Origin of the sequence: Streptomyces sp. NBC_01306 (assembly GCF_026340465.1) — a bacterium.
Taxonomy (GTDB): Bacteria; Actinomycetota; Actinomycetes; order Streptomycetales; family Streptomycetaceae; genus Streptomyces.
The window spans coordinates 6,247,355-6,271,713 of the sequence record NZ_JAPEPC010000001.1 but is presented as its reverse complement, the minus strand read 5'-3'; the positions used below and the strand labels follow the sequence as shown (position 1 = coordinate 6,271,713).

At 68.5% G+C, this 24,359-nt stretch carries 19 protein-coding genes; 8 read left to right on the top strand and 11 right to left on the bottom strand.

From position 1 onward, the window contains the following. The first annotated feature begins 6 nt into the window (after nt 1–6). Nucleotides 7–1,041 carry a LacI family DNA-binding transcriptional regulator gene (locus tag OG385_RS27715; protein ID WP_266858709.1) on the top strand — a complete coding sequence of 345 codons (1,035 nt, stop codon included), beginning with the start codon at nt 7–9 and terminating at the stop codon, nt 1,039–1,041. Nucleotides 1,042–1,265: 224 nt separating this feature from the next. On the opposite strand, the gene prcA is transcribed toward OG385_RS27715, so the two are convergent. From prcA to arc, 5 genes are all read right to left on the bottom strand, one after another. Continuing rightward, a complete protein-coding gene (gene prcA / locus OG385_RS27710; protein WP_266858707.1) occupies nt 1,266–2,012 on the bottom strand; it encodes a proteasome subunit alpha in 747 nt (248 codons plus the stop codon). A gap of 46 nt (nt 2,013–2,058) precedes the next feature. After that, nucleotides 2,059–2,904, bottom strand: coding sequence for a proteasome subunit beta (gene prcB, locus OG385_RS27705; protein WP_266858704.1), 846 nt, complete (start codon nt 2,902–2,904; stop codon nt 2,059–2,061). 147 nt (nt 2,905–3,051) lie between these two features. Then, nucleotides 3,052–3,270, bottom strand: a complete 219-nt coding sequence (locus OG385_RS27700; RefSeq protein ID WP_164263898.1) for a ubiquitin-like protein Pup — start codon at nt 3,268–3,270, stop codon at nt 3,052–3,054. Nucleotides 3,271–3,476: 206 nt separating this feature from the next. Beyond that, a complete protein-coding gene (dop, locus tag OG385_RS27695; RefSeq protein WP_353963174.1) occupies nt 3,477–4,988 on the bottom strand; it encodes a depupylase/deamidase Dop in 1,512 nt (503 codons plus the stop codon). 235 nt (nt 4,989–5,223) lie between these two features. Further along, on the bottom strand, nt 5,224–6,990 hold the full coding sequence (arc, locus tag OG385_RS27690; RefSeq protein WP_266858700.1) for a proteasome ATPase: 1,767 nt from the start codon (nt 6,988–6,990) through the stop codon (nt 5,224–5,226). A gap of 241 nt (nt 6,991–7,231) precedes the next feature. On the opposite strand from arc, the gene OG385_RS27685 reads away from it, so the two are divergent. After that, nucleotides 7,232–7,543 (top strand): ferredoxin, encoded by a 312-nt coding sequence (locus OG385_RS27685; protein WP_266858698.1) that lies wholly within the window; start codon nt 7,232–7,234, stop codon nt 7,541–7,543. A gap of 76 nt (nt 7,544–7,619) precedes the next feature. Here the strand turns inward: OG385_RS27685 and OG385_RS27680 are convergent, their stop codons facing one another. The 3 genes from OG385_RS27680 to OG385_RS27670 form a co-directional block, all read right to left on the bottom strand. Next, entirely contained in the window at nt 7,620–8,207 is a 588-nt protein-coding gene (locus OG385_RS27680; RefSeq protein ID WP_266858696.1) for a hypothetical protein, read from the bottom strand. A 165-nt stretch (nt 8,208–8,372) separates the two neighbouring features. Continuing rightward, on the bottom strand, nt 8,373–9,332 hold the full coding sequence (locus tag OG385_RS27675) for a tRNA (adenine-N1)-methyltransferase (protein WP_266858694.1): 960 nt from the start codon (nt 9,330–9,332) through the stop codon (nt 8,373–8,375). A gap of 18 nt (nt 9,333–9,350) precedes the next feature. After that, on the bottom strand, nt 9,351–10,592 hold the full coding sequence (locus tag OG385_RS27670) for a site-2 protease family protein (protein WP_266858692.1): 1,242 nt from the start codon (nt 10,590–10,592) through the stop codon (nt 9,351–9,353). A 167-nt stretch (nt 10,593–10,759) separates the two neighbouring features. Here OG385_RS27670 and OG385_RS27665 point away from each other — a divergent pair, with 167 nt between their 5' ends. Both OG385_RS27665 and OG385_RS27660 read left to right on the top strand, forming a co-directional pair. Beyond that, the gene (locus OG385_RS27665; RefSeq protein WP_266858690.1) at nt 10,760–11,617 is read left to right on the top strand and encodes a RecB family exonuclease; all 858 of its coding nucleotides are present in this window, start codon (nt 10,760–10,762) and stop codon (nt 11,615–11,617) included. Between the two features lie 118 nt (nt 11,618–11,735). Then, nucleotides 11,736–12,410, top strand: a complete 675-nt coding sequence (locus OG385_RS27660) for a response regulator transcription factor (protein ID WP_164263912.1) — start codon at nt 11,736–11,738, stop codon at nt 12,408–12,410. Between the two features lie 96 nt (nt 12,411–12,506). Here OG385_RS27660 and OG385_RS27655 read toward each other — a convergent pair whose 3' ends face one another. From OG385_RS27655 to metH, 3 genes are all read right to left on the bottom strand, one after another. Beyond that, nucleotides 12,507–14,108: an ABC transporter substrate-binding protein gene (locus tag OG385_RS27655; protein ID WP_266858689.1), complete on the bottom strand. Its 1,602-nt coding sequence runs from the start codon at nt 14,106–14,108 to the stop codon at nt 12,507–12,509. A gap of 486 nt (nt 14,109–14,594) precedes the next feature. Then, entirely contained in the window at nt 14,595–15,308 is a 714-nt protein-coding gene (locus OG385_RS27650) for an HAD family phosphatase (RefSeq protein ID WP_266858687.1), read from the bottom strand. A gap of 148 nt (nt 15,309–15,456) precedes the next feature. Then, nucleotides 15,457–18,972: a methionine synthase gene (gene metH / locus OG385_RS27645; protein WP_266858685.1), complete on the bottom strand. Its 3,516-nt coding sequence runs from the start codon at nt 18,970–18,972 to the stop codon at nt 15,457–15,459. Between the two features lie 239 nt (nt 18,973–19,211). On the opposite strand from metH, the gene OG385_RS27640 reads away from it, so the two are divergent. The 4 genes from OG385_RS27640 to OG385_RS27625 all read left to right on the top strand — a co-directional run bounded on the left by OG385_RS27640 (nt 19,212) and on the right by OG385_RS27625 (nt 24,231). Next, a complete protein-coding gene (locus OG385_RS27640; RefSeq protein WP_266858684.1) occupies nt 19,212–19,976 on the top strand; it encodes an IclR family transcriptional regulator in 765 nt (254 codons plus the stop codon). A gap of 284 nt (nt 19,977–20,260) precedes the next feature. Next, complete coding sequence (locus OG385_RS27635) at nt 20,261–21,037, top strand: MIP/aquaporin family protein (RefSeq protein WP_266858683.1); 777 nt, start codon at nt 20,261–20,263, stop codon at nt 21,035–21,037. Nucleotides 21,038–21,088: 51 nt separating this feature from the next. Then, nucleotides 21,089–22,618 (top strand): glycerol kinase GlpK, encoded by a 1,530-nt coding sequence (glpK, locus tag OG385_RS27630; protein ID WP_266858682.1) that lies wholly within the window; start codon nt 21,089–21,091, stop codon nt 22,616–22,618. 5 nt (nt 22,619–22,623) lie between these two features. Then, nucleotides 22,624–24,231 (top strand): glycerol-3-phosphate dehydrogenase/oxidase, encoded by a 1,608-nt coding sequence (locus OG385_RS27625; protein WP_266858681.1) that lies wholly within the window; start codon nt 22,624–22,626, stop codon nt 24,229–24,231. The last annotated feature ends 128 nt before the right edge of the window (nt 24,232–24,359 follow it).

The window sequence follows — 24,359 nt, the reverse complement described above, 5'->3', positions numbered from 1 at the left end:
GCCCGAGTGGACGCCCGAGCGACGAGCCCGGAACCAGTGGTTCCGGCCCGCCCCACCAGCCGTGACGTGGCCCGCGCCGCAGGTGTCTCGCAGGCCACCGTCTCGCTGGTCCTCGGCGACAAGTGGCGGGGACGGGTCTCCGAGCGCACGGCGGGGCTGGTCCGCGACGCGGCCGGGCAGCTGGGGTACCGGCCGAATCTCGCCGCCCGCGATCTGCGTCTGGGCAGCACCCGGACCGTGCTGCTGGTAGTCCCCGCGCTGACCACCGAGTTCTTCGCCCGCGTCTACACGGGCGCCGCGGCGACAGCGGCCGAGCACGGCTTCGGGGTGGTGCTCTACCCCTCCCCCGACGGCGTGGGGCCGGCCCGGGATCCCTTCGGCTCGGCGCGGACCGCGCTGGACGGGGTCATCGCCTCGTCGATGGCTGTCGGCGCGCTCGCCGCGATCCAGGAGTCCGGTCTGCCGCTGGTCATGCTGGACAGCGATCCGGACCAGTCGGGGGCCGCGGCCCATGTGAATCTGGATATCGCGGACGGGATGCGCCAGGTGACGGACCATCTGCTCGCACTGGGCCACCACAGATTCGTCCATCTCGCACCGGCGGTCGACTCCTGGACCTTCGACGTCCGGGCCGCCGCCCTGCGGTCGGCTCTGCGGGGCGCGGAAGTCCGCACCGTCACGGCCCCGCTGGCGGTGGATGCCGCGCGGCAGGCGGCGGAGGACGCGCTCACCGGCCCCGGTCCCCGGCCGACCGCGGTCATCTGCGACGACGACATCCTGGCCGCGGGCGCCTGCAAGGCGGCGCGGCGGCTGGGGCTGCGGGTGCCGGAGGATCTCTCCGTCACCGGTTTCGACGATCTGGCGCTCGCGACCGCGATCGAACCGGAGCTGACGACGGTGGCCCTGCCCGCGGAGCAGATCGGCCGGCGCGGCATGGCGGCTCTGCTCGCCGTGCTCGACGGCCGCAGGCCCGAGGGCGGCGATCTGCCGGTGGACCTTCTCGTACGCGGCTCGACGGCCCGGGCACCGGCGCAGGGCTGAGGACCGGGCAACTGGGACTTGTGGGTGCGAGCCTGCGGAAGCCGGCTCGTGGGCGCCGGCTCACGGGCGTCGGCTCGTGGACGCTCTGCTCGTAGGGAACTCTGCCTGTGGGGGCTCTGCCGCCTGTGCGATCTCTGCTCGCGGGCGCTCTGCGGAGCCACAGACACGTGCCCCGGACCGCACAGGCGGACCGGGGCACAGGCGTAGCCGGGCGGCAGCCGGGGCTACTCGTCCTCGTCCGACGGCGCGTCCGTCTCGGCGGTCGCGGCGTCGTCCGCATCGAGCAGCCTGGCCAGCTGACGGCCGACGATGCGCTTGAACTTGCGCTGCTGCGGCCGGGTCCGGTCCAGCACCGCCACTTCGAGGCGCTCGGCGGGGATCTCCCGCTCGCCTCCGTTGGTGTCGCGGGACAGCGCCTGCACGGCCAGCTTGAGCGCCTCCGCGAGGGTCATCCCCTCGCGGTGCTGCTGGTCCAGGAAGGTGCTGATCGTCTCGGCGTTGCCGCCGACCGCGACCGAGCCGTGCTCATCCACGATCGATCCGTCGTGCGGCAGCCGGTAGATCTGGTCGCCGTCGGGCTCGGACCCGACCTCGGCGACCACCAGCTCCACCTCGTACGGCTTCTCGGCCGCACTGGAGAAGATCGTGCCCAGCGTCTGCGCGTAGACATTCGCCAGACCGCGGGCCGTCACGTCGTCGCGGTCGTAGGTGTAGCCCCGCAGATCCGCGTAGCGCACACCGCCGATCCGCAGATTCTCGTACTCGTTGTACTTGCCGGCGGCCGCGAAGCCGATCCGGTCGTAGATCTCGCTGAACTTGTGCAGCGCACGGGACGGGTTCTCGCCGACGAAGACGATGCCGTCGGCGTACTGCAGCACGACCAGGCTGCGACCACGGGCGATGCCCTTCCGGGCGTATTCCGCCCGGTCGGCCATGGCCTGCTGAGGTGAGACATAGAACGGCGTCGACACCGGCTATCCGTCCCTTTCTGTCAGTGACGAGTGCATCGGAAGGGCCTCAGAGCAGCTCGGCGCGCGGGCCGTCGGGCTGTTCGAGACGCCGCGCCAGGATCGAACGGGCGAGCTCGGAGCCCTCCTCATCGGTCAGCCTGCGGCAGCCCTCGTCGGTGATGACCGTGACGATCGGATAGATCCGGCGGGCCACGTCGGGCCCCCCGGTCGCCGAGTCGTCGTCGGCCGCGTCGTACAGCGCCTGTACGACCAGGGTGGTGGCCTGCTGCTCCGTCAGGTCGTCGCGGTAGAGCTTCTTCATGGAGCCGCGCGCGAAGATCGAGCCGGAGCCCGTGGAGGCGTAGCCGCGCTCCTCGGAGCGGCCGCCCGTGACGTCGTAGGAGAAGATCCGGCCCTCCTCGCGGTCGACGTCGTACCCGGCGAAGAGCGGCACCACGGCGAGGCCCTGCATCGCCATGGAGAGATTGCCCCGGATCATGGTGGAGAGCCGGTTGGCCTTGCCCTCCAGGGAGAGGGTGGCGCCCTCGACCTTCTCGAAGTGCTCCAGTTCGAGCTGGAACAGCTTGACCATTTCGACGGCGAGACCGGCCGTACCCGCGATCCCGACCGCCGAGTACTCGTCGGCCGGGAAGACCTTTTCGATGTCGCGCTGAGCGATCATGTTCCCCATGGTCGCGCGCCGGTCTCCGGCGAGGACGACCCCGCCGGGGAAGGTCGCGGCGACGATGGTCGTCCCGTGCGGCGCCTCGACCGGCCCCTGGGTGGGCGGCAACGGCCGCCTGCCCGGCAGGATTTCCGGCGAGTGGTCGGACAGGAAGTCCATGAACGAGGAGGACCCCGGCGTCAGGAAAGCGGCCGGCAGACGCCCGGTGCTACGAGGGTTGGCTTCCACGCGTTTCCTTCCGGATGGGCGGCGGCCCGCCTTCTGGAGGCCGGGCCGATCTTGCGGACTGTGAACGGACCTTACCCGCGCCCGCGCCGGTCATCCGCCCCGGTACGAACGGCTTGCGCCGGCCGCACCGGCCACGGACAACAGGGGCTACTCGCCACCCTTTTGAACAAATGACCGAACGAAGTCCTCGGCGTTCTCCTCAAGCACGTCGTCGATCTCGTCCAGAACGGAGTCGACGTCGTCCGAGAGCTTCTCCTGGCGCTCCTTGAGGTCCTCGGAGCCCTGCGCCTCAGGCGCCTGCTCCTCGGTCTCCTCGGTGGAGCGCGTCGCCTTCTGCTGCCCGCCGCCGGTGTCCTTGGTCGCCATCTACCTCACCCCGCTCGGTTCGATGTTGTTGAAGCTGAAACGGACTGGAACTGACTGGAGCTGACTGGAACGAACGGATCGGCCCGCCCCGGTCAGAAGCATGATCGGATCCGCTTGATCAGACACTACAAGCGGGGTCCGACATTGGCCCCGCACTTTCCTCAACGTCCGGGGCCTACCCTGATGATTCCCACCAGCGGGGCTTTTCAGCCGCCCTGCAGCACTCGGACCAGGTCCTCCGCCGTCCGGCACCGGTCCAGCAGCTCTTTGACGTGGTTACGGGTCCCGCGCAGCGGCTCCAGCGTCGGCACCCGTTGCAGCGAGTCATAGCCCGGCAGGTCGAAGATCACGGAGTCCCAGGAGGCCGCGGCGACGTCGTCCGCGTACTGTTCGAGACAGCGGCCCCGGAAATAGGCCCTGGTGTCCTCCGGCGGGTTCGCAGCGGCCCGTACGACCGCGGGCTCGTCCAGCAGCCGCTTCATCTTCCCGCGGGCCACCAGACGGTTGTACAGCCCCTTCTCCGGCCGGACATCCGCGTACTGCAGGTCCACCAGATGGAGCCTGGCCGCGTCCCAGTCGACACCGTCCCGGCGGCGGTAACCCTCCAGGATCTCCTGCTTCGTGATCCAGTCGAGTTCCCCCGACAGGCTCATCGGGTTGATCTCCAGCCGGTTCAGCACGTCCTCCCAGCGGCCCAGGATGTCCCTGGTCTGCTCGTCGGCGTCCGCGCCGTACCGCTCCTCGACGTACTTCCGTGCCAGCTCGAAGTACTCCATCTGGAGCTGTACGGCGGTGAGGGTGCGGCCGCTGCGCAGCGTGACCAGCTGCTGGAGGCCGGGGTCATGCGAGACCTGGTGGAGGGTGCGCACCGGCTGGTCGACCGCGAGGTCCACCTTGATGAACCCGTCCTCGATCATCGCGAGCACCAGCGAGGTCGTGCCCAGCTTGAGGTAGGTCGAGATCTCCGAGAGGTTCGCGTCGCCGATGATCACATGGAGGCGGCGGTACTTCTCGGCGTCCGAGTGCGGTTCGTCGCGGGTGTTGATGATGGGCCGCTTGAGCGTGGTCTCCAGGCCGACCTCGACCTCGAAGTAGTCCGCGCGCTGGCTGATCTGGAAGCCGTGCTCATGGCCGTCCTGGCCGATCCCGACGCGGCCGGCCCCGGTCACCACCTGGCGGGAGACGAAGAAGGGGGTCAGATGGCGCACGATGTCCGAGAAGGGGGTCTCCCGCTTCATCAGGTAGTTCTCGTGCGTCCCGTACGAGGCGCCCTTGTTGTCGGTGTTGTTCTTGTACAGGTGGATCGGCTGCGCACCCGGGATCTCGGCGGCCCGTTCGGCGGCCTCCGCCATGATCCGCTCGCCCGCCTTGTCCCAGAGCACGGCGTCGCGCGGATTGGTGATTTCCGGGGAGCTGTACTCCGGGTGGGCGTGGTCGACGTAGAGGCGCGCCCCGTTGGTGAGGATCACATTGGCCAGGCCGATGTCCTCGTCGGTCAGCTGGCTGGTGTCCGCGGTCTCCCGGGCGAGGTCGAAGCCTCGCGCGTCCCGCAGCGGATTCTCCTCCTCGAAGTCCCAGCGGGCGCGGCGCGCCCGGTGCATCGCCGCCGCGTAGGCGTTGACGATCTGGGACGAGGTGAGCATGGCATTGGCGTTCGGGTGGCCCGGAACAGAGATGCCGTACTCCGTCTCGATGCCCATTACCCGCCGTACGGTCATGCGGCCCTCCTTGCCCGGCAGCGCCCCTCGCGGGAACGTCGCTCAAGTACCGCTGCTTCTCCGGTGCGTGTGCGGTTGCCCTTCCCCGCACTGCGCGACTCGGTGATACCGAAGAGCGTAGAACGCCATTGCGCCGCTGGGGAGATCATTACAGGCATTGCTGTCCTTGCGGCCGAAGGCCGGAAAACACGGCGGCTGCGGGTGCCCGCCGGGGGACCCGCAGCCGCCCTGTCTTTTACAGGTACTGACCGGTGTTCGCCACCGTGTCGATGGAGCGCCCGGTGTCCGCGCCCTGCTTTCCGGTGACAAGGGTGCGGATGAATACGATCCGCTCGCCCTTCTTGCCGGAGATACGGGCCCAGTCGTCGGGGTTGGTGGTGTTCGGCAGGTCCTCGTTCTCCTTGAACTCATCCACACATGCCTGGAGGAGATGGGAGACCCGCAGACCCTTCTGTCCCTGGTCGAGGAAGGCCTTGATGGCCATCTTCTTGGCCCGGTCGACGATGTTCTGGATCATCGCGCCGGAGTTGAAGTCCTTGAAGTAGAGGACTTCCTTGTCGCCGTTGGCGTACGTGACTTCGAGGAAGCGGTTCTCCTCGGACTCCGTGTACATCCGCTCCACGACGGACTGGATCATGGCGCTGACCGTGACATCGGGGTTCTCCCGGTGTTCGGCCAGGTCGTCCGTGTGCAGCGGCAGCGACGACCGCAGGTACTTGGCGAAGATGTCCTTCGCCGCCTCCGCGTCCGGACGCTCGATCTTGATCTTGACGTCGAGCCGGCCCGGCCGCAGGATCGCCGGGTCGATCATGTCCTCGCGGTTGGAGGCGCCGATGACGATGACGTTCTCCAGGCCCTCCACACCGTCGATCTCGGCGAGCAGCTGCGGGACGATGGTGTTCTCCACGTCCGAGCTGACGCCTGATCCACGGGTGCGGAAGAGGGATTCCATCTCGTCGAAGAAGACGATGACAGGGGTGCCCTCGCTCGCCTTCTCCCGGGCACGCTGGAAGACCAGGCGGATGTGCCGCTCGGTCTCACCGACGTACTTGTTGAGGAGTTCGGGGCCCTTGATGTTGAGGAAGTAGCTCTTCCCCGCGGGCTGGCCGGTGACCTCGGCGACTTTCTTGGCAAGGGAGTTGGCGACGGCCTTGGCAATGAGAGTCTTGCCGCAGCCGGGCGGACCGTAGAGCAGGATGCCCTTCGGCGGCCGCAGCTCGTGCTCCTTGAAGAGGTCGGGGTGGAGGTACGGAAGCTCGACCGCGTCGCGGATCAGCTCGATCTGGTCGCCCAGGCCGCCGATCTTGTCGTAGTCGATGTCCGGGACCTCTTCGAGGACGAGCTCCTCGACCTCGCTCTTCGGCACGACTTCATAGACGTAACCGGACCTGGAGTCGAGCAGCAGGGCGTCGCCGGGGCGGATGGTGATGTCCAGCAGCGGCTCGGCGAGCCGCACCACCCGTTCCTCGTCGGTGTGCCCGATCACCAGGGCGCGCTCGCCGTCCTCAAGGATCTCCTTGAGGGTGACGATGTCCCCGGCGCGCTCGAATTCCATGGCCTCGACCACGTTGAGCGCTTCGTTGAGCATGACTTCCTGGCCGCGCCTGAGCTCTTCGAGCTCGACGCTGGGACTCACGTTCACCCGGAGCTTGCGGCCCCCGGTGAAGATGTCGCAGGTCCCGTCCTCATTGGCCTGCAGGAAGACACCGAAGCCGGCCGGCGGCTGTGCGAGCCGGTCGACCTCCTCCTTGAGGGCCACGATCTGGTCGCGGGCCTCACGGAGTGTATTGGCGAGCCGCTCGTTCTGCGCGGACACGCCTGCCAGGTTGGTCTGCAGCTCGACGATCCGCTCTTCGAGAATCCTCGTATGACGCGGAGAGTCGGCGAGCTTGCGGCGCAGGACGGCGATTTCCTGCTCGAGATAGGCAACCTGGCCGGCGGGGTCCTCGGACCCTCGCGCGGGCCGGGTGCCGCGGTTGATGTCGTCGTCGTGGGCTGCCACGGTCCTCACCTCCTCCAAGGGGAGCTGGACGCTTCCTGACCCTACCTGGGCGGCTGGTGATTGAAACCCCTAGATCACAAAGACCGTCGGGGTGTGTCTGATCTTCACCCTTGCGTACTCCCTCACGCCTTGGGAATACCCACCCAACAACATCGGAAAGCAGCCGGTTGTATCGTCGAAGTGTTCAACACCCGTCAGGGCTGGCTTCAATTGGTTCAACCGCGCAGGAACGGCAGGAGAAATGACCGTGCAGGACGAGGCTCCCACCAGCGACGGCGCCCAGGCGCTGGAGGTCTGGATCGACCAGGATCTCTGCACCGGGGACGGCATCTGCGCCCAGTACGCGCCCGAGGTGTTCGAGCTGGACATCGACGGGCTGGCCTATGTGAAGAGCGCCGACGACGAGCTGCTCCAGGCCGTCGGCGCCACAACGCCCGTGCCGCTGCCGCTCCTCCAGGACGTGGTGGACTCGGCCAAGGAGTGTCCGGGCGACTGCATCCATGTACGTCGCGTTTCGGACAGCGTCGAGGTCTACGGGCCCGCTGCCGAGTAGGTCATCGCGCGCGCCGCATCCTCAGGTACGCCACGTACCCGCCGTCGGCATACGCCCGCCGCCGGGCCCACCGCCGTCAGACGCTCCGCGCCTGGGAGGGCGCCGAGCGTACGAACTCGCCGCCCTGCCAGCGCCACTTGGCCTGCTGCCGCACGTCCGGATTCGAGCGCGGCACATCGGGTGAGGAGTAGCCGAGGAGCGTCGCGGTCACCGCGCCGTCCCGCACGGCGAGCGCGCCCACGGTCTGCTGCTCGGCCGGGCTGATCAGTGTCGCGACGATCCGGGGCGGGCCGTCACCGGTCCCCGGCCGGGCGAGCACGTAGATCCCGCTGGGGGGTGTGCCCGATCCGGCGTCGCAGCGCACCGCGGCCACCGTTTCGGAGCTGCCGTCCCCGTCGAGGTCGCCGGACGCCTTCCCGGTGACGGTGGTCCCCGCCCCTCCGCACTTCAGCGGGAAGGTCACGGCCGCCGGGTTCGGCGCGGCCATGTGCGTGCGGGCCGGTCTGCCGCCGGGCTGGGACGCGGTGGCCGGATCGGGCGTGAGAACGCCCGCCAGTGCGACGACGCCGGCCATCGCGGTGGCCGTGGCCAGCCAGTGGACCGGACTGGTCCTGTTGTGCGCGAGGTCCGGGAGTACGAGGTCCGGGAGCGCGGAGGGCTGCACGCGAGAGGTCTCCTGTGGGGCAGTGCCGGAGGGGGTGGCCAGAATAGTGCCACACGTCACAGGGGATCGGAACGCCGGGGTCCGTAAGGTCAACGTAAAGAAGCCGCCGCGTAGTTCCCCGGTGTGCTCGGGGAACTGCGCGGCGGCGCCGGTGCGTTGTCCGGGTCAGACGATCTCGTCGGAACCGGTCGATCCGCTCTCGGCCGAGTCGCTCTCGACTGCGGCCTTCGGCTGGGCGGTGCTCTTTCCGGGACCGCTGTAGTCCTCGCCGTACGCGCCCTTGGACGGCCGGCGGCGGCGCAGCGGGGCCTCCACACCGTCGGCGAGACGGCGGGCGGTGACGAGGAAGCCGGTGTGGCCGATCATCCGGTGGTCCGGGCGGACGGCCAGCCCCTCGACGTGCCAGTTGCGGACCATGGACTCCCAGGGCTGCGGCTCGGCGAAGCAGCCGATCTCCCTGATCGACTCGACGGTGCGCGAGAGCTGGGTGGTGGTGGCCACGTAGCAGCAGAGGATGCCGCCGGGGACGAGCGCCTTGGAGACGGCGTCCAGGCACTCCCAGGGGGCGAGCATGTCCAGCACCACACGGTCGACGTCCGTGTCGGAGAGGTTGTCCTGGAGGTCACCGACGGTGAGCTGCCAGGCGGGGTGCGGACCGCCGAAGTAGCGCTCCACGTTCTGCGTGGCGATCTCCGCGAAGTCCTCGCGGCGCTCGTACGAGTGCAGCATCCCCTGCTCGCCGATGGCACGCAGCAGGAAGCTGCTGAGTGCGCCGGACCCCACACCCGCCTCGACGACGCGTGCGCCGGGGAAGATGTCCCCGAAGGCCAGGATCTGGCCCGCGTCCTTGGGGTAGACCACGGCGGCGCCGCGGGGCATGGACAGGACGAAATCGGGGAGCAGGGGGCGCAGCGCGAGGTAGGCGACGTTTCCCGTGGTACGGACAACACTGCCCTCGGGAGCACCGATCAGCTCGTCGTGCGGGAAAGAACCCTTGTGGGTGTGGAAGTTCTTCCCGGCTTCGAGCGTGAAGGTGTAGTGGCGTCCCTTGGGGTCGGTGAGCTGGACCTGGTCCCCGACTTTGAAGGGCCCACGTCGGCGGGCGGCACCGGTCGGTTCGGACATACGAGCAGACTACCGGCCTCAGGAACCGGGTCGCGCCATCGCCTGGACGAATGCCCGTTCGACGTCGGCGGTGGAGAGGACTCCGTAGATCGCGCCGGTCTCCTCGACCACCAGGTACTCGGTGGCCGGACTGGCCCGCAGCTTGTCGAGGAGCGCCTCGCCCGCCAGCTCGGCCGGCACCCGCATCCCCTCGGTGAGGTCCTGGGCGAGTCCGCTGACCGCGACCCAGGGGCGCCGGTGCTCCGGCACTCCGACGATGGCCGCTTCCCGGACCAGGGCGGTCGGGTCGCCCTGGCTGTCCACGACGACCAGTGCGCGGGCACCGGCGTCATTGGCCCTGCGCAGCGCCTCCGAGAGCGGTGTCGTCGTCTCCACGGGGACGGCGCGCCGGGTGAGCGTACGGGCGCGGAGTTCGGGGAGGTGTTCGCGGAGCCTGGCCATCCGCAGGCTGTTGCCCGCGCCGGTCCAGATGATCGCGGCGAGGATCGCGGCGAGCAGTGCGTCCATGACCGTCTCCATGCCGCCCACGTCGGCGTCGGAGCCGGTGTGGGTGAGCAGCGGGAGGCCGATCAGGACCGAGACGGCGAGCAGGCGGCCGAACCAGGCGGCGGCGATGGTGCCGCTCATCGGCTTGCCGGTGATCTTCCAGACGACCGCGCGGAGCATCCGGCCGCCGTCCAGCGGAAGCCCGGGCAGCAGGTTGAAGACCGCCACGATGAGGTTGGAGATCATCAGGCCGGCCAGCAGCACTCCGGGGACCGTACCGGGCTCCACCGCCTTCATCCCGAGGTAGAAGAGGCCGGAGAGGATCAGCGAGAGCAGCGGTCCGACGAAGGCCAGGATGAACTCGCGCCCCGGGGTGTCGGACTCCTTCTCGATCTCCGAGACACCGCCGAAGAACTGGAGCTGGATGCGGCGCACCGGCAGCTTGAACCGCAGTGCGGCGACGGTGTGGGCCAGTTCGTGGACCAGCACGGAGGCGTAGAAGGCGACCGCGAAGAAGAGGGAGACCAGATACCGGACGTTGCCCAGTTCGGGGAGGATCCGGTCGAGCTGGCCGCCGAATACCCAGGTGATGAGGGCTGCCACCAGGAACCAGCTGGGGGCGACGTACACCGGGACTCCGAAGGGGCGGCCCATCAGGATGCCGCCGCCCGGTGCGTCCCGGCGGCGCTGCGGTTTGCCGCCGTCGGGCGCGGGGCCGGGCCCCGACCCGTCCGCGCCGGGCTGCGGGCGCCCGCTGTCGCCGCTCTCGTCCACGGTGTCCCTTCATGTCGTTCCGTGTCGTTCATGTCGTTCGAATGCGTTCCTCCGCACCGCCGCCGGTCCGACACCGCTTTCCACGGTGTCCTGATCATGCAGGGTGAGGAGGTCCACCGTCGATGGTATGCGGATCGTTGTCAGTGGCGGGTCGTAGGGTCTTGGACATGACTACCGCCCAGCAGCCCACTTCACTCTCGCCGTCGCGGGCGAGTGACTTCATGCAGTGTCCGCTGCTGTACAGGTTCCGGGTGATCGACAAGCTGCCGGAGAAGCCCAGTCCTGCGGCGACGCGCGGCACTCTGGTGCATGCGGTGCTGGAGCGGATGTTCGACGACCCGGCGGCGGAGCGGACGGTTCCGCGCGCCCGGGGCATGGTCCCCGGCCAGTGGGACCGCCTTCTGTCGGCCAAGCCGGAGCTGGGCGAGCTGTTCGCGGACGACCCCGGGGGCGAGCAGCTGGCGAAGTGGCTCTCGGAGGCCGAGGCGCTGGTCGAGCGGTGGTTCACGCTGGAGGACCCGACGCGGCTCGAACCGGCCGAGCGGGAGCTGTTCATCGAGACGGAGCTGGCGTCGGGGCTGCGGCTGCGCGGGATCATCGACCGGGTCGATGTGGCGCCGACCGGCGAGGTCCGGATCGTCGACTACAAGACGGGCAAGGCGCCGCGCCCGCAGTTCGCGGAGGGCGCGCTCTTCCAGATGAAGTTCTACGCGCTGGTCGTGTGGCGGCTGAAGGGCATCCTGCCGCGCCGGCTCCAGCTGGTGTATCTGGGGAGCGGCGACGTGGTGACGTACGACCCGGTCGAAGGCGATCTGGAGCGGGTCGAGCGCAAGCTGCTGGCGCTGTGGGACGCGATCAGGAAGGCCACGGAGAGCGGCGACTGGCAGCCGCGGCCGACGAAGCTCTGCGGCTGGTGCGACCACCAGGCGGTCTGTCCGGAATTCGGCGGCACCCCGCCGGTCTACCCCCTGGAAGTGGTGCGCGAGGCCGGGGCCGAGGTGTCCGGCGCGGCCGCGGAGCGGTGAGATCCGGCGGGCCCCTTCGGCGCTGTGCCTGATCCGTCCTGGACTCCCCCGGTACGCCCTGCGGCGTCCCGGTGGGCCGGTCAGGGCAGAATGGGGCCGGTCTAGCGAAGGAGTTCCCGTGGCGATCCGCGTCCTACTGGTCGATGACCAGCCGCTGCTGCGCACCGGTTTCCGGATGATTCTGGAGGCCGAGCAGGACCTGGCGGTGGTCGGTGAGGCCGGGGACGGCCTCCAGGCCCTCGACCAGGTCCGGGCGTTGCAGCCCGATGTGGTGCTGATGGACATCCGGATGCCCCGGATGGACGGGGTCGAGGCCACCCGCCAGATCACCGGCCCCGGCCGGGACGGCCCGGCGAAGGTCCTGGTGCTGACCACTTTCGACCTGGACGAGTACGTCGTGGAGGCCCTGCGGGCCGGCGCGAGCGGTTTCCTGCTCAAGGACGCGCCCGCCAATGAGCTGGTCCAGGCGATCCGGGTGGTGGCCGGGGGCGAGGCGATGCTCGCGCCGAGCATCACCCGCCGGCTGCTCGACAAGTACGCGGACCATCTGCCGTCCGGCGAGGATCCCGTTCCGGACACGCTGCACACGCTGACCGAGCGCGAGGTGGAAGTCCTCAAGCTGGTCGCGCGGGGTCTGTCCAACGCCGAGATCGCCGCCGATCTGTTCGTCAGCGAGACCACGGTGAAGACGCATGTGGGTCACGTGCTGACCAAGCTGGGGCTGCGCGACCGGGTCCAGGCAGCGGTCTACGCGTACGAGAGCGGTCTGGTACGCCCGGGGGCCCAGCAGTAGCTCCCGGGCCCCGCCCGCCGGTCCTCCGGGCCGCCCGCGACCCACCGGGGCGGCTCCGGGCGGCAGCACACCGGCCGGTGTGCTGCCGCCGGCCGGTCAGCTGACGCCGCGGGCGAGCTCCCAGATCTGCAGGGCGGAGGAGTTGCTCAGCGCCCACTCCGCTCCGGTCAGGTCGTCCCGGGCCGCCACATACTGCTTGCCCTGCCAGAGCGGCAGCACGGGAACGTCGTCCGCGACGATGTCCTGGATCTTCTGGAGCGGGACCACCGCCGTGGTGCGGTCCGCGGCGCGCCGGGAGTCCGGGATGTACTTGTCGCGGATGGTGGTGTTCACGTAGGGCGAGTTGAGGAAGTTGCCCTTGCTGAGGAACGGCGAGATGAAGTTGTCCGCGTCGGGGAAGTCCGGGAACCAGCCCATGCCGTAGACCGCGTAGTCGCCCTTCACCTCGTCGGGGCGGAACTGCGCCCACTTGTGGCCCTGGGTCTTCACGTCGAACAGCCCGGAGGCGTTCAGCTGCTGCTTGAGCAGCGCGAACTCCTTCGCCGTACCCGGCCCGTAGTGGTCGCTCGTGTAGTCCAGGGTCAGCCGGACCTTGTTGGTGATCCCGGCGGAGTGCAGGATCTGGGCGGCCTCGGACTTGCTCGGATCGCCGTACTTGTTGAAGAACGAATTCGTGTGTCCGCCGATGCCGGTGGGGATCAGCGAGTAGAGCGGGTCGGAGGTGGCGCCGTACACCTGGCTGGCGATCTGACCGCGGTCGACGAGCGCGGCCATCGCCTGGCGGACCGCCTTGTTCTTCACCGCCGGGTCATTGGTGTTGAAGGCGAGGTAGCGGATCTCCAGGCCGGGGCTCTCGACGAAGTTGATGTTCGGCGACGAACCGTCCGAGAACTGCTTGATCTGCTCCGGGGAGAGCGTGCGGGCCATCATGTCGATCTTCGCGGACTTCAGCGCGGAGCCCATGGCCGCGGCGTCCTTGAAGGAATCGATCTCGACCTTGTCGTTCTGCAGCTTCAGCGACCCCTTGTAGTGGGGGTTCTTGGTGAAGATGGCCTTCTGCAAGCGGTTGTTGCTGACCACCGCCTTGAAGGTGTACGGGCCGGAGCCGTCGATCACGAAGCCCTTGCGCAGCTTGTTCGGCGCGTACTCCTTCTTCTCCACGATGCCCGCGGCAGGCGTCGCCAGCTTGTACGGGAAGGTGGCGTCGGGCGTCTTGAGGTGGAAGACCAGCTCGTGAGAGTTGACGGCCTCGATGGTGTCGATGTTCTCCAGCAGACCGGCCGGGCCGTTCGGGTCATCGATCTTGGTGACGCGTTCCATCGAGTACTTCACATCGGCGGCCGTGAGGGGGTCGCCGTTGGCGAACTGGAGGCCGCTGCGGAGCTTGCAGCGGTAGCTCTCGTTCTCGGTGTCCGTGAAACGGCAGTCGCTGGCGGCGTCCGGCACCGGCAGGCCGCCACCACGCGGCATCGCCATGAGTGACTGGAGTGTCGGGCGCAGGAAGTTCCAGACGCCGGTGTCATAGGTGTAGGCGGGGTCGAGAGGAGCCGGAGCCTTATTGCCGGACTCGATGAAGTCCGTCGTGCCCACGACGATGGCTTTGCCGCCGTCGCCGCCGCTGCCTGTGCTGCCGCACGCGGCGAGTACCGGAGCGAGCAGGCACACTATCGCCGGCAGCACCAGAGTCTTGCGGTTCATTCTGGACGTTCTCCTCATCCGGCACTGGGATACAGCGATGTACAGACACTCCGCCGCTGCCGCCCGATCGGGGCGGGGCGATCGGGCCGGGTACAGAGCGATCAGTCCAGTGATCCCGGCCGCATGGTGGGCGCCGGGGGCACAGAAGTGTACGGCGAAGTTCTCGCCATGAGATTAGTGGGGAACGTCAGGAAACCTGGACCGGGGGCGACTTGGGTGGGATCCACACCATCTTCACGGATAGCGGAGCGTCAATATCCGACCACCGAAATGATTCGTACACCGCTTCACCAATCGGGACACATGGGCATGTGCTGAACGGCGATGCGGCACTCGCAGCACGCAAATGCCCCCGTGTCGACGTTTCGTCAGGTGATGAACGTCACTTCGACCCCGCCTTTCGTAAAGCATCAAGCCTCTCTTCATGCTCACGTAAATACAGGTGGATGACAGGCGCCGATTCCCTTCAAAACGAAAGGAACACGGTCAGTATCCGGCTCGGTGCATTCCGTTGACCAGTGCCCTGAGAAAGCCCAGATCGACTTCTTCCAGAGATCCGACGACTACCCGGCCGTCCGCTGCGGCGATGGGCGCCACGGAGGGCACTGCCACCACGCGGCAGCCCGCGGCCTCCGCCGCCGCCACTCCGGTCGCGGTGTCCTCGATGACCGCGCAGCGCGCCGGATCGGCGTCCAGGCCCGCGGCGGCGGCGAGATAGGGGTCCGGGTGCGGTTTCGTCCGCGCCACCTCGTCGCCCGCGATGGTCAGGGAGAAGTTGTCCGGGCCGAGCGACTTGAGGACCCGGTCGATGATCCGCCGGTGCGAGGCGGAGACCAGGGCCGTGGGCACACCGTGGGCGGCCAGCTCGGTGAGCAGCCGCAGCGCCCCGGGCATCAGCGGCACCCCGCCCGAGATCCGCGCCTCGAACCGGTCGTTGAGCAGCGTGGTCAGCTCGGGGAGCGCGATGTCCGCGCCGGTGACCTCGATCAGGTATCCCGCACTGCGGGTCATCGGCCCGCCCACCACGGTGTCGCGCCAGCGTTCGTCGAGCCGGTGGCCGAGGTCCGCGAAGACCTCCACCTCGGCGTCCCACCAGATGCCCTCGGTGTCCACCAGCGTGCCGTCCATGTCGAGCAGGACCGCCTGCAGAGCTGCGCCTTCGGCCATACGGGTGTTGAGCGCGGCGACCGTACTGGTCATACGGGGACACCTCCTGGAGGGACACGAAGGCCGGTCGCCCGCCCTGCTGGGAAGGCAACCGGCCTGCACCGGACCGACCAGTGTACGTCGGGACGGTCCGGCGCGCGCTGCGATGCGGCGCACCCGCGCCCGGTAGCGGGCTACGGGTCTACCGGGCGTTGAAGTACTTCGCCTCGGGGTGGTGGATCACGATCGCGTCGGTGGACTGCTCGGGGTGCAGCTGGAACTCCTCGGAGAGGTGTACGCCGATCCGCTCGGGCTGGAGCAGTTCGGCGATCTTCGCCCGGTCCTCCAGATCCGGGCAGGCGCCGTAGCCGAGCGAGAAGCGCGCACCGCGGTACTTCAGGGCGAACATGTCCTGGACGTCGGAGGGGTCCTCGCCCGCGTAGCCGAGTTCGGAGCGGACTCGTGCGTGCCAGTACTCGGCGAGGGCTTCGGCCAACTGGACGGAGAGGCCGTGGAGTTCGAGGTAGTCGCGGTAGGAGTTGGCCTCGAACAGCTCGGCGGTGGCCTCACCGATCCGCGAGCCGACCGTGACCACCTGGAGACCGATCACATCGGTCTCGCCGGACTCCTCGGGGCGGAAGAAATCCGCCAGACAGAGCCTGCGGCCACGGCGCTGACGCGGGAAGGAGAAACGGGTCCGCTCACTGCCGTCCTCGTTCAGGAGGATCAGGTCGTCGCCCTTGGAGACACAGGGGAAGTAGCCGTAGACCACTGCCGCTTCGAGCATGTTCTTGGTGTGCAGCTGATCCAGCCACCCCCGCAGGTGCGGCCGCCCCTCGGCCTCCACCAGCTCCTCATACGTGGGACCCTCACCCTTACGGGCCTCCTTCAGACCCCACTGCCCCTTGAACAGCGCGCCCTCGTCCAGCCAGGACGCATACTCCTTGAGCTGGATCCCCTTGACGACACGGGTGCCCCAGAACGGCGGCTCCGGGACCGGATTGTCGGTGGCCACATCCGAGCGGACAGGCCCCTGCGCCTCCTCCACCTCCAGAACAGCAGCCGTATCCCGCTTCGGCACCCGCCGCTGCTTGAGCTCGGGCAGCACCACACCCGGCACACCCCGCTTGACCCCGATCAGCGCATCCATCAACCGCAGACCCTCGAAAGCATCCCGCGCATAGCGGACCTCGCCCTCGTAGATCTCGTGAAGGTCCTGCTCGACATACGCCCTGGTCAGGGCTGCGCCGCCGAGGATGACGGGGAAATCGGCAGCCATCTTGCGCTGGTTGAGCTCCTGGAGGTTCTCCTTCATGATCACAGTCGACTTCACCAGGAGACCGGACATCCCGATGACGTCCGCCTTGTGCTCCTCCGCCGCTTCCAGGATCGCCGAGACAGGCTGCTTGATACCGAGGTTGACGACGTTGTAGCCATTGTTCGTCAGAATGATGTCGACGAGATTCTTACCGATGTCATGCACGTCACCACGGACGGTGGCCAGAACGATCGTGCCCTTGCCGTCATCATCGGTCTTCTCCATGTGCGGCTCCAGATGAGCCACCGCACTCTTCATCACCTCAGCCGACTGGAGCACGAACGGCAACTGCATCTGCCCCGACCCGAAAAGCTCACCGACAACCTTCATACCCTCCAGCAAGGTGTCATTGACGATCTCCAGAGCCGGCCGGGCCTGCAACGCCTCATCCAGGTCGGCCTCCAGACCGTTCTTCTCCCCGTCGATGATCCTGCGCTGCAACCGCTCGTCCAGCGGGAGAGCCATGAGCTCCTCGGCCCTGCCCTGCTTCATGGACTTCATGTTGACGCCCTCGAAAAGCTCCATGAGCTTCTGCAACGGGTCATAGCCCTCAGCCCGCCGGTCGTAGATCAGGTCGAGGGCGACCTTGACCTGCTCCTCCTCCAGGCGGGCGATCGGCAGGATCTTCGACGCATGCACGATCGCCGAATCCAGCCCCGCCTTCACACACTCATCCAGGAACACCGAGTTCAGCACCACCCGGGCAGCCGGGTTGAGACCGAAGGAAATATTCGACAGACCCAGCGTGGTCTGGACATCCGGATGCCGGCGCTTCAGCTCGCGGATGGCCTCGATGGTGGCGACGCCGTCGCCCCTCGACTCCTCCTGACCCGTGCAGATCGTGAAGGTCAGCGTGTCGATGAGAATGTCCGACTCGCGCACCCCCCAATTACCGGTCAGGTCCTCGATCAGCCGCTCCGCGACAGCGACCTTGTGCTCGACCGTGCGCGCCTGACCCTCCTCATCGATCGTCAGCGCGATCAGCGCGGCACCGTGCTCGACCGCCAGCGCGGTCACCTTCGCGAAACGGGACTCCGGCCCGTCACCGTCCTCGTAATTCACCGAGTTCAGGACCGCCCGACCGCCCAGCTTCTCCAAACCCGCCCGCAGCACAGGCAGTTCCGTGGAGTCCAGCACAATCGGCAACGTCGAGGCGGTCGCGAAACGGCCCGCCAGCTCGCTCATGTCGGCCACACCATCACGGCCCACATAGTCGACACACAGATCCAGCATGTGCGCGCCCTCACGGATCTGATCGCGCGCCATCTCCACACAGTCGTCCCAACGCGCCTCCAGCATCGCCTCACGGAACTTCTTACTGCCGTTGGCATTCGTCCGCTCACCGATCGCCATATACGCCGTGTCCTGACGGAACGGCACCGTCTGATACAGCGACGCGGCACCCGGCTCAGGACGCGGCTCACGAGCGGTGGGGGTGAGGGCGCTGGCCCGGTCGACGACCTGACGCAGATGCTCGGGCGTCGTGCCGCAGCAGCCGCCGATCAGGGACAGGCCGTAGTCGGTCACGAATGCTTCCTGCGCGTCCGCCAGTCCCTCGGGGCCGAGCGGGAAGTGCGCGCCATCCTTGGTCAGCACGGGCAGGCCGGCGTTCGGCATGCACATCAGCGGGGTACGCGAGTGGCGGGCCAGATAGCGCAGGTGCTCGCTCATCTCGGCCGGGCCCGTCGAGCAGTTCAGCCCGATCAGGTCGATACCCAGGGGCTCCAGGGCGGTCAGCGCGGCGCCGATCTCGGAGCCGAGCAGCATGACGCCGGTCGTCTCGAAGGCGAGTGAGCAGATCAGCGGCACGCTGACACCGAGGGCGTCCATCGCCCGGCGTGCGCCGATCAGGCTCGACTTGGTCTGCAGCAGGTCCTGGGTGGTCTCCACGATCAGGGCGTCCGCCCCGCCGGCGAGCAGTCCCTCGGCGTTCTGCTGGTAGCCGTCCCGCAGGACGTCGTACGTGGTGTGGCCGAGCGACGGCAGCTTGGTGCCGGGGCCGATCGAGCCGAGGACCCAGCGCTGGCGGCCGTCCTTCGCGCCGAACTCGTCGGCCACCTCGCGGGCGATGCGGGCGCCGGCCTCGGACAGCTCGGTGATCCGGTCGGCGATCTCGTACTCGTTCGCCGCCGAGTGGTTCGCGCCGAAGGTGTTCGTCTCCACACAGTCGACGCCGACAGCGAAGTACTCCTCGTGCACCGAGCGGACGATGTCCGGCCTGGTCACGTTCAGGATCTCGTTGCAGCCCTCCAGCTGCTGGAAGTCCTCAAGAGTGGGATCCTGCGCCTGCAGCATCGTGCCCATCGCACCGTCGGCCACCACCACACGGGTGGCCAGTGCCTCTCGGAGGGCGTCAGCTCGGGTCCGGCTGTCAGCGGAAGGGGTTGGCGACGAGGCCATGGAATGTACTCCCTGGGATGCGACGGCTGTCGGCTTTGCGCCTTCCGGCAGGATGGCGCACCAGGCCAGCCTAACGGGGACGGCACCGATAGGGGCAGGTGTCCCACGGGACGGACGCCCCTGCCACCGCAGGGCCGCGGGTCGGATCCGGTATCGCCCGGCCGCACTCCGCGTGACACTGGGTCGACATGGACCGATAGTGTTCAGCATTGCCGAACAGTGTGGAGGGTGGCCCAGCAATGGCGAAGAACATTCAGTCCCTGGAGCGGGCGGCTGCGATGCTGAGGCTGCTCGCGGGCGGCGAGCGGCGGCTCGGCCTCTCCGACATCGCCTCCTCCCTCGACCTGGCCAAAGGCACCGCCCACGGCATCCTGCGCACCCTCCAGCAGGAGGGTTTCGTGGAGCAGGACCCGGCATCCGGGCGCTATCAGCTGGGGGCCGAACTGCTGCGCCTGGGCAACAGTTATCTGGACGTGCACGAGTTGCGGGCGCGCGCCCTCGTCTGGACCGACGACCTGGCCCGCTCCAGCGGTGAGAGCGTCTATCTGGGCGTGCTGCACCAGCGCGGCGTCCTGATCGTCCACCATGTCTTCCGCCCCGACGACAGCCGGCAGGTGCTGGAGGTCGGAGCCATGCAGCCACTGCACTCCAGCGCCCTGGGCAAGGTGCTCTCGGCGTACGACCCGGTGGCGCACAGCGAGGCCCTGGAGACCGAGCGGCAGATTTTCACTCCCCGCACGATCAGCGACCCGGAGCAGTTCGAGTCGGTGCTCGACCTGACCAGGGCGCGCGGCTGGGGTTCGGACATCGAGGAGACCTGGGAGGGCGTGGCGTCGGTGGCCGCCCCCATCCACGACCGGCGCAGGATGCCGCTGGGCGCCATCGCGGTGACCGGTGCGGTCGAGCGGGTCTGCGTGGACGGGGAGCTCCGCCCGGAACTGGTGGCCGCGGTGCGCGACTGCGCCCGCTCCGTCTCGCGCGATCTGGGCGCCGGCCGCTTCTGAGGCGCCGCCGCGGGTACGGGTCCGGGGCGCCTTTTCCGTCCCGGCCGCGCGCCGGCACGGCTCCGACGGAAACCGCCCATCGAGTTTCACGTCACAGCCCCTTGACGTTTACCGACCGCAGGACAAAACTGCCGTTCATCGGTCGGCATTGTCGAACACTTAACGGAAATACGCGTTAAGGTGTGACAGTGCCAAAGGGCCGGCAACGCCCTCACCTGAGGGCGCGGACGACCGGAGGAAACCGGTGTCCGGCTTCCCCTGGACGAAGGACAAAGGAGTCGCGGGTGTCCAGCTCCGACATCTTCATCGGCGAGACCATCGGGACCGCCGTACTCGTACTGCTCGGCGCCGGTGTGTGCGCCGCCGTCACACTCAAGCGCTCCAAGGCCAAGGACGCGGGCTGGCTGGCCGTCACGTTCGGCTGGGGATTCGCCGTACTGACCGCCGCCTACATCTCCACCGGCGTCTCCGGCGCGCATCTGAACCCGGCCGTGACCATAGGCCTGGCCATCAAGGGCGACACCCCGTGGGGTGACGTACCCCTGTACCTCGGCTCCCAGCTGCTCGGCGCCATGATCGGTGCGACCCTGGTCTGGGTGGCGTACTACGGACACTTCCAGGCCCATCTCAGGGACCCGGAGATCGCGGCGCAGGACAAGGGCCTCACGAAGAGCGAGCCGGGCCCCGGCCCGGTGGGCGGTGTCTTCTTCACCGCGCCCGAGATCCGCAACGTCGTGCAGAACCTGGCCACCGAGATCATCGGCACCATGGTCCTCGTCCTGGCGATCCTGACCCAGGGCCTCAGCGCGGACGGCAAGGGCCTGAGCATCATCGGCGCTCTGATCACCTCGCTGGTCGTCGTATCCATCGGGCTCTCGCTCGGCGGTCCGACCGGTTACGCCATCAACCCGGTCCGCGACCTCGGCCCGCGTATCGTCCACTCCCTGCTGCGGCTCCCCCACAAGGGCAGCTCGGACTGGAGCTACGCGTGGATACCCGTGGCGGGCCCCCTCATAGGCGGCGCTCTCGCAGGCGGTCTGTACAACCTCGCCTTCGCGTGAGCTCCCGGCACCGGCACCGTCGACCAACCCTTCAGACTTTCGGAGCACACCGTGACCACTGACGCTCACACCACCGGGCCGTTCATCGCGGCCATCGACCAGGGCACCACCTCCAGCCGCTGCATCGTCTTCGACCGGGACGGACGGATCGTCGCCGTCGACCAGAAGGAACACGAGCAGATCTTCCCCAAGCCCGGCTGGGTCGAGCACGACGCCGCCGAGATCTGGACCAACGTCCAGGAAGTCGTGGGCAGCGCGGTCAACAAGGCCGGCATCACAGCAGCCGACGTCAAGGCCATCGGCATCACCAACCAGCGCGAGACCACGCTGCTCTGGGACAAGAACACCGGTGAGCCCGTCCACAACGCCATCGTCTGGCAGGACACCCGCACCGACGCGCTCTGCCGCGAGCTCGGCCGCAACGTCGGCCAGGACCGCTTCCGCCGCGAGACCGGTCTGCCGCTGGCCTCGTACTTCGCAGGGCCGAAGATCCGCTGGCTGCTGGACAACGTCGATGGGCTGCGCGAGCGCGCGGAGGCCGGCGACATCCTCTTCGGCACCATGGACTCCTGGGTCATCTGGAACCTGACGGGCGGGGTGAACGGCGGTGTCCACGTCACGGACGTCACCAACGCCTCCCGCACGCTCCTGATGAACCTGCACAAGATGGAGTGGGACCCGAAGATCCTCGCCTCCATCGGCATCCCCGAGTCCGTTCTGCCGGAGATCCGCTCGTCCGCCGAGGTGTACGGCACGGCCAGCGCGGGCGTGCTGGCCGGTGTCCCGGTCGCTTCCGCGCTCGGCGACCAGCAGGCGGCCCTGTTCGGCCAGACCTGTTTCTCCGAGGGCGAGGCCAAGTCGACGTACGGCACCGGCACCTTCATGCTCATGAACACCGGTGACACGCCCGTCAACTCGTACAACGGCCTGCTGACGACCGTCGGCTACCAGATCGGCGACCAGAAGCCGGTGTACGCCCTGGAGGGGTCGATCGCCGTCACGGGCTCGCTCGTCCAGTGGCTGCGCGACCAGATGGGCATGATCAACAGTGCCGCCGAGGTCGAGACGCTGGCATCGTCGGTCGAGGACAACGGCGGCGCGTACTTCGTACCGGCCTTCTCCGGTCTGTTCGCCCCGTACTGGCGTCCCGACGCGCGCGGTGTGATCGCCGGTCTGACCCGTTACGTCACCAAGGCGCACATCGCCCGTGCCGTTCTTGAGGCCACCGCCTGGCAGACGCGTGAGATCAGCGACGCCATGACCAAGGACTCCGGCGTCGAGCTGACCGCGCTCAAGGTCGACGGCGGAATGACCTCCAACAACCTGCTGATGCAGACGCTCTCCGACTTCCTGGACGCGCCGGTGGTGCGCCCGATGGTGGCCGAGACGACCTGCCTCGGCGCTGCCTACGCCGCCGGTCTCGCCGTCGGCTTCTGGCCGGACACCGACGCACTGCGTGCCAACTGGCGCAGGGCCGCCGAGTGGACACCCCGGATGGACGCGGCCGTCCGTGACCGCGAGTACAAGAACTGGCTCAAGGCCGTACAGCGGACCATGGGCTGGCTCGAAGACGAGGAGTAACCAATATGACCACCCTGCAGAGCGTCCCGGCCCTCGGGACGCACCCGGCCTCCGGCTCCCTTCCGAGCCGCGCCGAGACTCGGGAGCAGCTTTCCAAGGCGACGTACGACCTCCTGGTGATCGGCGGCGGAATCCTGGGCATCTCCACCGCCTGGCACGCCGCGCAGTCCGGGCTGCGGGTGGCCCTGGTGGACGCCGGTGACTTCGCCGGCGCCACATCGTCCGCTTCCTCCAAGCTGCTGCACGGCGGCCTCCGCTACCTCCAGACGGGGGCCGTGAAGCTGGTCGCGGAGAACCACTTCGAGCGCCGCGCCGTCTCCCGTGACGTGGCCCCGCACCTGGCCAACCCGCTGACGTTCTACCTGCCGGTGTACAAGGGCGGCCCGCACGGCGCGGCCAAGCTCGGTGCGGGCGTCTTCGCCTACTCCGCGCTCTCCGCCTTCGGCGACGGTGTCGGCCACGTCATCTCCGCGGCGAAGGCGCAGCGCGACGTGCCCGAGCTGCGGACCGACAACCTCAAGGCCGTCGCGGTCTACGGCGACGACCAGATGAACGACTCGCGGATGGCCCTGATGACGGTGCGCGCCGCCGTCGAGTCCGGCGCCACCGTGCTCAACCACGCGGAGGTCACCGGGCTGCGCTTCACCCGGGGCCGGGTGACCGGCGCGGAGCTGAAGGACCGTCTTGACGGCAGCGAGTTCGGCGTCAGCGCCCGGCTCGTACTGAACGCCACCGGCCCCTGGGTCGACCACCTGCGCAAGCTGGAGGACCCGAACGCGGCGCCCTCCATCCGGCTCTCCAAGGGCGCGCACCTGGTGCTCAAGCGCACCGCGCCCTGGCGTGCCGCGCTGGCGACGCCGATCGACAAGTACCGGATCACCTTCGCCCTCCCCTGGGAGGACCAGCTGCTGCTCGGGACCACCGACGAGGAGTACGAGGGCGACCCGGCCGATGTCTCGGTCAACGAGAAGGACATCACCCAGATCCTGGACGAGGCCGCCTTCTCCGTACGGGACCAGCAGCTCTCGCGTGATCTGATCACGTACTCCTTCGCCGGACTCCGGGTGCTGCCGGGAGGCCCCGGTGACACCTCGAAGGCTAAGCGCGAGACGGTCGTCACCGAGGGGCGCGGCGGGATGCTCTCGGTGGCGGGCGGCAAGTGGACGACCTTCCGGCACATCGGCCGTACGGTCATGAACAAGCTGGCCGCACTGCCCGGCCACCCGCTCGGCGACGACATGGAGCCGATCTCGCACCTGCCGAAGAAGCAGCCGCTGCCCGGCATCGCCAACCCGCACGCGGTCGCGCACCGGCTTCTTGTGGACGGCGGGACGCCGGGGCCGCGCATGGCGGCGGACACGGCCCGCCACCTGGCCACGCACTACGGCTCGCTCTCCTTCGACATCGCGCGGCTGGCGAACGAGGACCCGGCGCTGGCCGAACGGGTCCACCCGGACGCCCCGGAGATATGGGCGCAGGTCGTCTACGCACGCGACCACGAGTGGGCCGAGACGGCCGACGACGTGCTGCGCCGCCGTACGACGCTGACCATCCGGGGCCTGGCCACGGACGACGTCCGGGCGAAGGTCGAGGACGTGCTCGGCAAGAAGTAGCGGCCACGCGCGGAGAACCGACGTGCTGACAACGGCAGCACGCTGAAACACCGCAGCGGTGAGGGGCGGTCCTCCGGGGCCGCCCCTCACTGCTGCCACACGGCTGCCACAGTGCCGCAATGTGCGGC